We start from the raw sequence: 213 nt of genomic DNA on the forward strand, positions 1-213 counted from the left end.
TTACCTCACCAACTAGCTAATGCACCGCAGGTCCATCCATAAGTGACAGATTGCTCCGCCTTTCCCAACTCTCTCATGCGAGAGAATTGCGTATCCGGTATTAGCATTCGTTTCCGAATGTTATCCCAGTCTTATGGGCAGGTTACCTACGTGTTACTCACCCGTCCGCCGCTAAGTCTCAAGGAAGCAAGCTTCCTATCAACTCCGCTCGAC

1 rRNA gene is annotated in these 213 nt (G+C 50.2%); it reads right to left on the minus strand.

What is annotated here, in order from left to right:
- Positions 1–213 (minus strand): 16S ribosomal RNA (locus tag M3180_RS22630); the annotation flags it as partial.

It is taken from the genome of Paenibacillus camelliae, from assembly GCF_023715345.1.
Classification (GTDB): Bacteria; Bacillota; Bacilli; order Paenibacillales; family Paenibacillaceae; genus Pristimantibacillus; species Pristimantibacillus camelliae.